At 53.8% G+C, this 12,195-nt stretch carries 9 protein-coding genes; 4 read left to right on the forward strand and 5 right to left on the reverse strand.

Annotation, left to right across the window (positions count from 1 at the left end; all coding sequences use genetic code 11):
• Both H573_RS0115700 and H573_RS0115705 read left to right on the forward strand, forming a co-directional pair.
• Positions 1-542 (forward strand): IS3 family transposase (locus H573_RS0115700; protein WP_027875093.1); only part of this gene is annotated, 542 nt, incomplete at its 5' end.
• Positions 487-1,668, forward strand: coding sequence for a KAP family P-loop NTPase fold protein (locus H573_RS0115705; protein ID WP_027875094.1), 1,182 nt, complete (start codon positions 487-489; stop codon positions 1,666-1,668). The genes H573_RS0115700 and H573_RS0115705, both read left to right, overlap by 56 nt.
• Before the next feature lie 119 nt (positions 1,669-1,787).
• On the opposite strand, the gene nhaD is transcribed toward H573_RS0115705, so the two are convergent.
• Positions 1,788-3,185 (reverse strand): sodium:proton antiporter NhaD, encoded by a 1,398-nt coding sequence (gene nhaD / locus H573_RS0115710; protein ID WP_027875095.1) that lies wholly within the window; start codon positions 3,183-3,185, stop codon positions 1,788-1,790.
• 510 nt (positions 3,186-3,695) lie between these two features.
• Between nhaD and H573_RS18600 the strand changes: the two genes are divergently transcribed.
• Positions 3,696-5,960, forward strand: coding sequence for a mechanosensitive ion channel domain-containing protein (locus H573_RS18600; RefSeq protein WP_036257040.1), 2,265 nt, complete (start codon positions 3,696-3,698; stop codon positions 5,958-5,960).
• Here H573_RS18600 and H573_RS18605 read toward each other — a convergent pair.
• The 3 genes from H573_RS18605 to H573_RS0115730 all read right to left on the reverse strand — a co-directional run bounded on the left by H573_RS18605 (position 5,957) and on the right by H573_RS0115730 (position 10,044).
• Positions 5,957-7,015 carry a permease gene (locus H573_RS18605; protein ID WP_084498117.1) on the reverse strand — a complete coding sequence of 353 codons (1,059 nt, stop codon included), beginning with the start codon at positions 7,013-7,015 and terminating at the stop codon, positions 5,957-5,959. The genes H573_RS18600 and H573_RS18605 overlap by 4 nt on opposite strands.
• Positions 7,016-7,074: 59 nt before the next feature.
• Positions 7,075-8,265 carry an MFS transporter gene (locus H573_RS0115725; protein WP_036257041.1) on the reverse strand — a complete coding sequence of 397 codons (1,191 nt, stop codon included), beginning with the start codon at positions 8,263-8,265 and terminating at the stop codon, positions 7,075-7,077.
• Positions 8,266-8,412: 147 nt separating this feature from the next.
• The gene (locus H573_RS0115730) at positions 8,413-10,044 is read right to left on the reverse strand and encodes a long-chain fatty acid--CoA ligase (protein ID WP_027875097.1); all 1,632 of its coding nucleotides are present in this window, start codon (positions 10,042-10,044) and stop codon (positions 8,413-8,415) included.
• Positions 10,045-10,279: 235 nt separating this feature from the next.
• Between H573_RS0115730 and H573_RS0115735 the strand changes: the two genes are divergently transcribed.
• Positions 10,280-11,710, forward strand: a complete 1,431-nt coding sequence (locus H573_RS0115735; RefSeq protein WP_027875098.1) for an HDOD domain-containing protein — start codon at positions 10,280-10,282, stop codon at positions 11,708-11,710.
• 61 nt (positions 11,711-11,771) lie between these two features.
• Here H573_RS0115735 and H573_RS0115740 read toward each other — a convergent pair.
• Positions 11,772-12,195: hypothetical protein (locus tag H573_RS0115740; protein ID WP_161624283.1), on the reverse strand; the 424-nt coding region annotated here is incomplete at its 5' end.

Genomic DNA, 12,195 nt, shown 5'->3' on the forward strand with positions numbered 1-12,195 from the left:
CACTGGATCGGCAGTTCGCTGTGGGTAAACCCAACCAGGTTTGGTGTGGTGATATTACCTACATCTGGACAGGCCAACGATGGGCTTATCTGGCGGTAGTGCTGGATCTATACGCTCGGAAACCGGTTGGCTGGGCGTTGTCGCTAAAGGCTGACAGCGAGCTAACCAGTAAGGCGTTACTGATGGCTTACGAATCGAGAGGAAGGCCTAATGGCTTGTTGTTCCATTCAGATCAAGGCGTTCAATACAGCAGCCTGCGCTTCCGGCAACACTTGTGGCGCTACCAGATAAAGCAGAGCATGAGTCGACGGGCCAACTGCTGGGATAACGCGCCAATGGAACGGTTCTTCCGCAGCTTGAAAACCGAGTGGGTACCGGAAACGGGATACCGCTCTTTTGCTGAAGCGAAGCAGTCGATCACGGATTATGTGATTGGCTACTACAGCGGAATCAGGCCGCATCGACACAACGATGACCTGCCGCCAAATGTGGCAGAAAGTATGTACTGGAAAACTTATAAACCCGTGGCCAGTTTTACTTGACCACTACAAGGCTTTCGAAAGAGACCCGGAATTTTTAAAGAAGTTAAAATTTGCTATTGGAAAAATAATTACTACCGGAAGCAGAATTGCAGAATCAACTGGCGACCCACAGACCATCATTGCATCCCATTTCGCCAGTGAAATATCTAGCTCTGTATTAAAAGACGAAAAAGAGCCCCATAAACTAGGCGACGCTGCTTATCTAAAGCACGAGAAACGAAAAAAAGCCATTTACGACTTTAAAAAAGAACTCAACAAGGCGGCGGAAAAACTCGACCATCCCCAACGCCCTCCCATATTTGTTTTAATCGATGAGCTCGACAGATGCCGCCCAACTTACGCCATTGAGATACTTGAAAGCATAAAGCACCTAGTCGGCGTTAGGGGAATTTTTTTTATTATCGCTACTGACACAGAGCAGTTGTCACATACTGTAAAAGCCGTCTACGGACAAAGCTTCGATTCAACAAAGTACTTAAACCGCTTTTTTGACGAATTTTATCTTCTTAGAAAACCGACAAACCTAGAATTTATTGAGAAAAACATCGAAGAAACCAACCAGGTGTCCTTAACTGAGTCAGTCTTAGCACGAAAAGAAGATGACAAAAAATACCACGCCGTACTACTTGAAAAGGTTTTCTCTTCGTTTAACTTTTCTCTTCGCGATATTGAGCAATGTCTATTCAAATACCACACCATTGCTAGAGACAAGCCTCAAGGCTTTCAAATATACCCAATTTTAGTCAGTTACATGATTTCTCTGAAACACTATAACCAAGCCGCCTACTCTAGAATTATCGAGCACAAAAAGTTCAGTGAAATTTCAGAGTTACATAATGACCCAAAGAACAACCTCGAAAATCATATAACCTCCATCTTCACGTCAGGCAACAATAGGAGAATTGGAAGTGACCATGTACCTACGTATAAAATCGCCCAGAGATACATTGAACTGATTACGATGTCCCGCGATGATTTTGACAGTCAAATATTCAGCACACAAAGCACATTGCTACATGATTCTATTACGGATGAAATAAAGAATTTAGGCACTAAACGCGATTGCATACTCGATAATTATCGATCTATGATCGAGCGCGTAGGGCTTTTCAATGACACGATCTGAGCACAACATTCATTAACAAGATGACTCTTCGATGAGTTCTGGAGGCTCAACCCAGCCCCCAGCCAATAAAAAAGGCCAACCCATCTGGGTTGGCCTTTTTGTTTTACCGTCCGTTCAACTTAACCATTCATTAGCAAGTGAACCCAAATACTGGCGCCGTAACCCAGCGCAATGACTGGGGTCCATTTCAGGTGGCTGAAGAAGGTGTATTGGCCTCTTGCTTGCCCCATTAGGGCAACGCCAGCGGCTGAGCCGATGGAGAGCAAGCTACCGCCTACCCCAGCGGTTAGGGTAACCAGCAGCCATTGTGAGTGCGGCATATCGGGGCTCATGGTGAGTACGGCGAACATAACCGGAATGTTGTCGACGATGGCCGACATAATGCCCACCATAATATTGGCGCCGGTATTGCCCAGACCGCCGTATACCAGGTCGGACGCAACGCTGAGGTAGCCGATAAAGCCCAGGCCGCCCACGGCCAGAATAACGCCGTAGAAGAAGAACAAGGTGTCCCATTCGGCGTGAGCGATTTTGGCAAACACGTCGAAGTTGTAGGGGTCGTCGGACGAGCCCGGCGGGTTCTCTGTTCCCTGGTTCCAGTTTTTGGATTTTTGGCGAAGGTAATAGCCGTAGAACTTGAGGTAGGCCAGGCCGGTCATCATGCCGAACACCGGCGGGATGTGCAGGAAGTTGTGGAAGCTGATAGCAGTAACGATAGTCAGCAGGAACAGACCAACAATCACCAAACCGCCATATTTCATTTGTACCTGGCTGCCGCCCGATGCCGGGGGCGTGCCGCTGGGCAGGGCAAATTGCATGATGACGGCCGGCAACAGGAAGTTCACCGCACTGGGAACAAACAGCACAAAGAATTCTTTAAATTCAATAACGCCTTTTTGCCACACCATCAACGTGGTGATGTCGCCGAAGGGGCTGAACGCGCCCCCCGCATTGGCGCCCACCACAATGTTAATACAGGCAATGGCCACGAACTTGGGCTGGCCGACGCCTACCGCCAACACCACCGCACACATAATTAATGCCGTGGTGAGGTTGTCGGCAATGGGCGAAATAAAGAAGGCCAGAATACCCGTTAGCCAAAACAGCGCGCGGTAACTAAAGCCCCGCGCCACCAGCCAGTTGCGCAGCGCCTCAAATACGCCGCGCTCCAGCATGGCGTTTATGTAGGTCATTGCTACCAGCAAAAAGAAGAATAGCTCGGCGTATTCCAGGAAGTTGTGGCGAATTGCCACCTCCACTTCGTGGGGTCGCCCGTTGCCGTTGTAGACCACGGCAATGAGCATCCAAATAATACCTGCAGCAAGCAGCACGGGTTTGGATTTGCGCAGGTGTATTTGCTCTTCCAGGATCACCAGCACATACGCGGCGACAAATACTGCAATGGCAACAAAGCCCACCCAGTGCTGGGTAAGGTCCATTGCGGTGGTATGCGCCTCTGACGCCTGCGCCGCAATAGCCGTTAGCCAGGCAATAGCAAACACTATTCCTCGTTTCATTAAGGTTCTCCCATATGGTGTAAAAATTCTGCTTGGAACGGGCCGTCGACCGAAAATGCGCGATCGGGTATGTCGAGATGACGGGGCGTTCGCTCGCCGGTAACAAGGTGGACGTGACTCAGCGACACGGCGTGTGTGAGTTGAATAGGGGCACGAAAGGACACAACTCAGGTTGAACCGGCGACAATCGCCGGGACTATACGCTACTGTAGCGGACGCACTATTCGACTTTTGTACAAGGCGAAGGACTGCTGCGACAAACTGCACTGTTACGACTGAAAAACTTGGCGCGGAGGCTAGCAGCTTTAGTAGGCTGCGCATTGATCTAGCGCAAGATCCGGCGTGAAAATCGCCTCAATGCGTTAACCACAATGCACAGATACGTCAGCGCTATTCAATGGAACTTTCTCAGCGCCACGCTGACACAGCCCCAATAGCACCAAAATATTGTTCGTCACTTGGGAGGCAGGTATCCACAAAAAATCGCCAGAGATAAGGAGAATAATCGTGATGTCACTGCGACCAGCAACGCGCTTGATCGCCCTGTTACTAATTCCACTACTCTTTTCCGGGCATACCCTTCACGCAGCACCGTCGGCAACGAGTGATAGCTCGTCAGTCCTCGCTGAGTTACTTGAGAACGAAGGTGCCCGCAATGCGCTGATTGAACAGTTGCGCAACCCGTCTAAGGCAGTAAATACCAGCGACGCCCCCGGCAAAGAGCAAGCGCCGCCAGAGAACGATACATCGCCATCAAATAGCGAGGCTAGCGATAGTAAAGACTCACTTTCCCGCCAGCTTGCAACATTAACCACTGCCGCTGGCGAGAATTTCAAACAGCAGCTGGCGACGCTGGCGACAAGCGTCAAGGCGCTGACTGACAGCGACGACAAACACCCTGTCGATATGGCCGCTATTATTAGCGCCGCAAGCCACCTGGCCCTGCTGGCGTTCGCGACATTTGCGCTGTTTTTTATTCTGCATCGCGCCGCCAAGTCGCTGTTTGCTGGCATTAATGATTGGGCAGTGCGCGGGTCTCGCAAATTCGCCATGCTGAGAACCGTGGCCGCGGTAAGCACTGCCGGGCTGGTGGATTTAGCAACGGTGTTGCTCGCCTATGCCTCGGGTCACGTTATTGCCTCGCAGCTGCCTGCCGAGGCCGGCGCCGATAGCACTCGCCTTGCACTGTTTCTCAATGCGTTTTTGATTGTTGAGGGAATAAAACTTGTGCTGCGGGCGCTGTTTGCCAGCCGCTTTCCGGCACTGCGGCTGTTGCCGCTTAACCAACGGCAAGCAAAGTACTGCAATCGGTTTTTCGCCAATATCACAGGCTTTACCGGCTACGGCATTATGGTGCTGGTGCCGATCGTTAACGCCAATGCCTCAGAGGCGCTCGGCAGTGCGCTGAGCACCAGCATTGTGCTGCTCGCTGCGCTGTATTACACCGCCACCGTTTTACTAAACCGAAAACGCTTGCGAGACCAGCTATTCGGCAGGGCCGCCAACTATCAGGGCAGCCGCCGTATTGCCCTGCGCCTGCTGGCGCGCAGCTGGCATTTACTGGCGCTGGCCTACGCACTGGTGGTGGTCTTTACCAGTTTGCTGCGGCCCGAAAGCGCCCTGCCCTTTGTGGCACTCGCCACCCTGCAGACCGCCACCTATGCCGGTCTGGGTTCATTGCTGCTCGTTGTTCTTCGCCAGTTGATCGGCAGGGAGGTTCGGCTTTCTGAGTCGATCAATGAGCAACTGCCCCACCTTCAAAAACGCTTGAATACCTATATCCCCACTGGTTTGCGAATACTGCGAGTGCTGGTGACCGCCGCAATTGTTGTGTGGTCACTCGACGCTTGGTCGGTGTTTGACCTTGGCCAGTGGTATGCCACTGACGTCGGCCGCAGTACGGTGTCGTCGCTGGTTGATATTCTGCTCATCCTCGCCCTGGCCGCAGGCTTGTGGATTGCGCTGGCCAGCTTTATCGAACACCGCCTCTCCCCCACGGGCATGACCAACGCCGCGCGTGCCGCCCGCGCAGAGACGCTACTTGGCCTGTTCCACACCTCCCTTGCTGCGGTCATTATTGTGATGACAACCATGATCGTGCTGTCGGAAATTGGCGTGGACATCGGACCGCTCATCGCGGGTGCCGGGGTGCTCGGTCTGGCGGTCGGTTTTGGCGCGCAAAAACTTGTGCAGGACGTGATCAATGGCATATTTATCCAACTGGAAAATGCCATGAACACCGGCGACTACGTTCTAGCCGGCGGCCATGAAGGCACCGTTGAACGCGTGGGCATTCGCTCGGTTGCCTTGCGCGACCTGTTCGGCACTTACCATATTGTGCCCTTTTCATCGGTGGATTCGGTGTCGAACTATACGCGCGATTTTGCCTACCACCTTGGCGAATACGGCATCGCCTATCGCGAGAATATCGATAAAGCCATTGAGCACTTGCAGGCTGCCTTTGAGGAGCTGGCAAGCGGTGAACACAAGCAAGACATTCTCGAACCGATGCAAGTGGCGGGTGTGTCGGCACTGGCCGACAGTTCGGTAAACATTCGCGTGTTGATCAAAACCGCGCCCGGTATGCAGTGGGCCGTTGGCCGCGCCTACAATCGCTTGGTGAAGATGCACTTTGACGAGGCCGGTATTGAAATCCCCTTCCCGCATACCACCTTGTATTTTGGCGAGGACAAAAACGGCGACGCACCAGCCGCCAACGTGCGCTTAGCCAGCAACGATGGTGATGTTGTGGCCAGTCAGGATTCGGCGCGCTAGCCGCCGGCATTCATCACCAAGGCGACCAGCACAATTTGTGGCACCGTCAGCAGCGGCAAAAACAACGCTGCTTTCCAGCTGGCGGTGCGCTCCTTCATCACCATAATTTCGGTGTAGTCGGTGCTTGCGCCCGTCATTAAAAACGCAAAACCGTTACCGGGAGCGTTCGCTCGGGTTAACAGGTCTGCCGCAATCGGCGTGGAGCCCTCGGAGCACACCTCGATAATAGTGGCCGCCACAATCGTTGCGCCCAAGCCCAGTAAGCTCGGCCCGAAATAACTGGAAAAGATATCCGCCGGCACAAAGCTCTTTAAGGCAACGGCAAGCACAATGCCAAATAACACCCAGCGCATCACCATGCGCGACTCTTTTATTCCGTCGACAAACATCGTGAAGACAAAACGTTTATCAAAACGCGTGTCTCGCAGGCCGGCCTTTGCCTGTGACCAGAAGTCGAAATTCTCTGGCAGCGCAAGGGTATTGGGGTTAGCGGGCAATACGCCGCGCCGCACCAATGCATCAAACAAGCAGCCGCTAATCACCGCGATGAGCACCGATGCAAGAATGAACACAACCGTCCACTTCAGCCCGATCAGGGCGACCAATATCAAGGTGAGGGAAAAGGAGTTCCAGGGGCTGGCGATAAGAAAGGCCATCACTTGCCCCAGGCTGGCGCCGCGCTCGTAGAGTTTGGCACCCACCATTAATATGCCGTGATTACACAGGTCGAGCAGCACCCCTGCCGCGGTAGCCCGAACAATGCCTGTGAAGCCGCCACCGGCGCCCAATACGCTTATTACAAACTCTCGGGGTATACGCGTTAATAGCGAGAGCATCACCACCCCCAGAGCCATGCCCCACCACATGGTATTCACCAGGTTTTCGGTGGCCTCCGCTGCGGTGTGCAACCAAGTAGGCAGAGTGTCGCTGTCGACCAGCGCCAGTGCGTACAGTACAGCGACAATCGCCATAGAGCCCCACAGCAACACATCGAAAGACTGCTTGCTGTGGCAAGAGGGCGAATTGTTGTGGTGGGAGGTATCGCAAGTAGACATTCGGCGCTCCAATTCATTGCTCGCTCTCAGTGAATCAAAACCCCGAAGGCTCTGCAATGCTAGTCGTTTAGTTCAACCCAGACGCTGATCGCCAGCAGTAATACCGCGACCATCACATACGGCGCGGTGGCATGAAAAGCATAAATAAACGTGCCTAACATAGGCCCGACGACCACGCCTACGCCCTGCGCCGCGGTGACCGTACCGGCAGCAGCGCCCTGCTCCTCTGAAGAAACCGAGTTTGCCGCCAGCGCCGACACCGAGGGATATACCCAGCCCATTCCGGCAGCCGCCAAACCAAAACAAGCCCACAAGCCCCACACTGACTCAACCCACACGCTGACCATAAAACCACAGGCCGATACCAGTGCACCGATGCGGATTAACCGCGCGGGCGGCCGGGATAATTTGCGCAAAATACTCTGCGAAATAATTAACGCCACGCCGACCACCGTTAGCGCAATACCAGCCACCTGAGCGGCCTCAGGCGCGGGAAGCCCGAGCTGATCCAGGGCAAAAAAGCCCACCGTGACCTGAGCAATAGAGACCGAAAATGCCGCAGAGAACGCCACCACAATCGGTCGCCGCAGGCGTCGATCCTGGAGCTTGGGGGCGCGCGTTACCGGCGCCGCCTGAGGCGGTTGCCGAGGAATACGCCACCACACCAACACCAGCGCCAAGACGGGAAGTACGGCGGTCACGTACATGGGAAAACCCAGCCCGTAGGGCGCCAACAAGCCGACGAAGCCCGGCCCGATCACCATGCCCGCGCCACTGGCTGCGCCGAGCAGGGCCATAGCACCGGCGCGCTTATCCGGCTCGACATTGTCTGCAACCGTAGCGGCTGCCGTGGCCGGCACCGCCGCGTAGAACAGGCCCACCACCACCCGCCCGACAACCAGACCTAGAAAGGCCAGCATCGGCAGTAATTGGTGGCGCAGTGACAGGTCGATAAACAAGCACAGGCCAAAATAACTCACCGTAAAACCTGTTAGCCCGATCAACATAATCGGCCTGCGGCCGTGGCGGTCACTCAGGCCGCCCCACCAGCGCGCGCACAGGATCCAAGTGAATCCCCCCATCGTCATGGCGGCGCCAATATGCCAGGGCTCAAGAGACAAAATACGCGCCACGGGGCCCACCAGAGCAACAAAGGCCATGATCGCCAAGGTGCAGCTAAAGTTTTGAAACATCAACGGCGCAAGGCTGAAGGCCCTGACAGGTGACACAGCGGACGCGGGGTTTTCCATAACGGAGCCCTTGGTAAATTAGAAACGGTAAAAACAGGCGGGGAGATGGTATCGGATTCTCAAGGAAAGGGCAGGACGCCTTTCTCACTCCGAGAGGGAAAATGAGATAAAGACTGCGCCAGCAGCCTTTATCTCCTAGAGGGATCGCTAGCTCTCATCCTGCCAGCGGAAGTCTTTGTAGTCCTCGCGAATGTCCTTTTTACTCAGCTTGCCGGTTGCCGTGTGCGGCAGCGAGTCAACGAATACGCAGTCTCCCGGAATCCACCACTTGGCGACTTTGTCTTCAAACCAAGCGAGCATTTCTGCTTTTTCCATTTGCTCGCCGTCTTTCAAAATCACTAACAGCAGTGGACGCTCTGTCCATTTCGGGTGAGGAATGCCCACCACGGCGGCCTCGGCAACTTTGGGGTGGTTAACGGCGCAATTCTCCAGCTCAATTGAGCTGATCCATTCACCACCGGACTTGATAACGTCCTTCAAGCGATCGGTGATTTGCATGTAGCCGTATTCGTCGAAGCAGGCGACATCGCCGGTTTCAAACCAGCCATCGTCGTCGAGGGTTTGGCCGTCGTAGCCGTAATAGTCGTTGACGATCCACGGGCCCCGCACCTTGACGGCACCTGAACTCTCACCATCCCACGGCAGCTCATTGTTGTCTGCGTCCACAACTTTGATATCCACACCAAAAGAGGGCCGCCCCTGTTTTAGGCGAAGCTTCTTACGCTGTTCATCACTGATACCGTCAAGCAGCGGAGGAATACCTCCGTTGAAGGTTCCCAGCGGGTTCATTTCCGTCATGCCCCAGGCTTGCTGAACATCCACCCCGTACTGGTTTTGGAATTGCTCCATAATCATTTCCGGGCAAGCGGCACCGCCAACGGTGACGCGATTCAGGCTATCGACCGATTTATTGGCTTTGGCCAGGTAATCCAGCAGGGCCAGCCACACGGTGGGCACACCCGCCGAGCACGTAACTTGCTCTTCATTGATCAATGCACACAGTGTTTCACCGTCGCCCATTTTAGGGCCCGGCATCACCAGCTTCGCACCAACCATCGGGCAGCTGTATACCAAGCCCCAACCATTTACATGGAACATCGGCACAATGGGCATCACGATATCGCGCACCGACAAACTGAATACATCCGGTGCAATGCTGGCCAGGCTATGCAAAACCGTAGAGCGATGGGTGTACATCACCCCCTTTGGATTACCCGTGGTACCGGAGGTATAACACAAGGCTGATGGCGTGGTTTCTTCCAGCTCCGGCCAGTCGAACTCGTCCTTCTCGGCAGCAATTAATTGCTCATAACAATGCACATTGTTCAGGCTGGTGTCGGGCATATGTGCTTCATCACTCAGCACGATATAACCCTTTACTGCGGGCAGCTTGTCTTGCAAGGGTTCCAGAACTTTCACAAGCGTAGCGTCAACAAATACCCACTTGTCTTTGGCGTGGTTAACGATGTAATCGATTTGCTCAGGGAAAAGTCGCGGATTGATGGTGTGGCAGATCATGCCACTGCAAGATAGCGCGTAATATATTTCTAAGTGTCGGTAGTCATTCCATGCCAGCGTGGCGAGGGTGTCGCCGGGCTGTGCCCCTAACGTTTGCAGGGCATTGGCAAGCTGGCGAACACGCTTGAATGCATCTTTGTAGGTATAGCGGTGACGTGGATTATCGGCGGTGACCGAAACAATCTCGGTCGCGCCATTCACACGCTCAGCGTGCCTCATGATTGACGTAATGGTGAGTTGGCTCATCATCATTGGGGTCATTATTATTACTCTCCCTCATTTGAATTAGGCCAATACTAGCCTAGCTGCCTCTGCGAGGTGAACCTCCTGAAGGGCGCTATTTCTATCGATTTGCGGACGAATCTCTCTCAGCCCAGACGCCACGGCGAGTAAGCTTTTCGTATTAAAATGAAAAAGTGGCTGATCAATACCCTGCTCGCTGCTATCTTGAAGTCAAGCCGCATGCAGATTCACCCTAATTGAGATTGTTGGACGGATGGCTTTCGATATTAACGACAGCACACTCCCCGCACCCACACCGGCCAGTCTGCTACTGGCGGACCTGTTGCGTAGCGGTGAATTTGAAGTTCAGCAGCTAACGCAAATCCTAGAGGGCACGCCTGGGCTTGCCGAGGACACGCTCAATTTTGTTAACTCCCCCATTTTTCAGCCCAGGCGACCGCACAGTGACGTTCATCGTTTAGCCGTGCTGCTTGGAGGAAGGACCGTCGCCGCGCTAAGTCTTGCCACAACCATCGCGCAAAGCTATGCAAAGACAGGCACCCAAGGCCTGGACCAACATCACTTCTGGCTGCGGGTCATGCTCTGTGCCACAACAGCCAGATTACTATGTGAGCTGGATAAATCGCTTCCCGCCGAGGAGGCCATTATTGCCGCCAGCCTGCAAGACATCGGCATGCTGGCTATTGATCAGTTAATGCCCGAATTCTACACATCGGCCAATATTAGCGGCGAGGATCACACATCCGTCGCCACACGGGAGAGCGATGCCTTTGGTATCGAGCACTCGCAGTTAAGCCAGTCAATTTTGGAAAAATGGGGCTTACCCGCAGTAATATGCAATGCCACCGGCCTGAGTCATATCAACGAGGCACCAATTAAAAATGACCTGACCGAACAAATCGGGTTTATTGCCAGGCTTTCCTCATTAGCCGCAGATCTGGCATTTTCAGCAAATCCGGACGCCATACTGCAGCGCCTCCACTATCACTGTTTGAACGAACTGGAATGGCACAGCGGACAACTAACCATGCAGCTGCACCTATTTCGCAGTGCGTACAATGAGTTGCGCCCACTGGCTGACCGAATGAGGATTCCAGGCGCGGTGTTTCAAAAAGCCGGACAGCGCTTGAGAGAAGCACTACAGCCACCGCGCATTGAGAATGCCCTCAAGGCATCGGACGAGTTACCAAAACCAGACAAGCACAAAGCGCGTGATGTTAGCGAAGTTAGCGAATCTATCGACCCGATAACGGGGCTGTACAACCGCCATGCACTGACCTCACTACTCCAAAACGAACTCAACCGCTGTGAATACGACCAACAGGCACTGGCGGTATTTCTGGTTGGCATTCGCCACTATTCCGTCATACGGGAATGTATTTCTGAAGAAGACAATGTTGCCTTTCTGCAAGCGATCGCACAGAGGGTCGACCGCCACTGCCGCCGTGACGATATCGTCGCACGTATCACCGATGCAGATTTTGTGGTGGTTTGCCCCAGTGCCGAAGCAGAAGCCTGCCCGGCAATAGGCCAACGATTTATCAGCCAGATTGAAAGCGCTGCAGCAGACACTGAAAATGCCAGCCCCGATATCTACAGCAGCTATGTTTGCGTTCCCCACGAGCGCTCCCAAAGGGGCGCGTCAGTGGTGCTTTCAGAACTTAAGCAGAGCCTGCTCAGCTAAGGTTGGACAGCAACACCAACTATTATTCCCCGGGTATGGAGCCAGGCCCACACACTAGTTACTACAATAATGGAATGCCCGAGCCCTCTCCGCAAAACGGCGTATCACTATTTGGGTCAAATGCACCACACAAAGCATCTTGCCCATCGGTCAAGCACTGCTGGGGATTCGACGCATCGTCGCAGAGTTCACCCAATAAATCCGAGGGATCAACCGGCAGTTCAGGCGGAGTACCCGGATCACTGGAACCCCCGCAGAATGGCGTCTCACTATCAGGATCAAACGCAGTGCAGATCGCATCTTGACCGTCGGCTAAGCACTGTTGGGGATTCAAGGTGTCATCGCAAAGCTCACCCAGTAAGTCAGCGGGATCGACCGGCAGTTCTGGCGGGGTGCCTGGATCGCTAGAACCGCCGCAGAATGGCGTCTCACTATCAGGATCAAACGCACCACACAAAGCATCCTGCCCATCGGTCAAGCACTGC

This window comes from Neomelitea salexigens DSM 19753, assembly GCF_000422345.1.
In the GTDB taxonomy this organism is placed as follows: Bacteria; Pseudomonadota; Gammaproteobacteria; order Pseudomonadales; family Spongiibacteraceae; genus Spongiibacter; species Spongiibacter marinus_A.